We start from the raw sequence: 650 nt of genomic DNA on the forward strand, positions 1-650 counted from the left end.
CCCAGGTAGGGAAGTTTCGCGGGCGCGAAACTGGGATCCCCCTGAAAGTCCGGTCAGAAGCGCGGCTTAAAACCCGGTAGACCGTTGGCCAAGCACCAAGCCTGAATTGTCTGCACGACTCCTTCTGCTGAGTTGTCCGAACCATCTTCAGGATAGTAGATCAGGTCAGAACCACCTGCACCCGCAGCAAGGCGGTTCAGGTGTTCTATTAACCCAGCCTGGAAATCCTCTGTTCCTTCACAGTCCTTTATAGACTGAATCAATGCTTTGAACTGGTCTTCGGTGTAGTCAGAAAGTGCGCCCTTAAGCTCCATCACTGAGCCTCCCTATGAATATCGATATGATTTTTGGGGGTATTAGCCCGCAGATTATCCACGTCATAAACAGCACCGCCGTCAGCGATATGCTCAACATGGTGCAGTTCAAAGGAAATCCGCTTTCCTATCTGATCACGCATGCGAGTCGTAGGTGCTAGTCCCTTTACAAGCCGTTTAATGTTGTCTTGATTGAATTGACTACTCAGGGCTGGATCATTTCCAACCTCGATCCAAAACGCCTTCCTGAACGCATCGAAGCTAGAAAACTCGCGGCCTCTGAGCTGGTCGGCAATGCGCGTTGGGACAGGGGAACCCAGTCCGACACCGGCCCCA

Annotated in this window: 2 protein-coding genes; both read right to left on the minus strand. The window is 52.0% G+C overall.

Annotated features, from left to right (window positions below; genetic code table 11):
• Positions 1-53 precede the first annotated feature (53 nt).
• Complete coding sequence (locus NPS47_RS25280) at positions 54-314, minus strand: bacteriocin immunity protein (protein WP_274297433.1); 261 nt, start codon at positions 312-314, stop codon at positions 54-56.
• Positions 314-650 (minus strand): HNH endonuclease signature motif containing protein (locus tag NPS47_RS25285; protein WP_274297434.1); only part of this gene is annotated, 337 nt, incomplete at its 5' end. The genes NPS47_RS25285 and NPS47_RS25280, both read right to left, overlap by 1 nt.

It is taken from the genome of Pseudomonas putida (assembly GCF_028682475.1).
Lineage (GTDB): Bacteria > Pseudomonadota > Gammaproteobacteria > Pseudomonadales > Pseudomonadaceae > Aquipseudomonas > Aquipseudomonas putida_AG.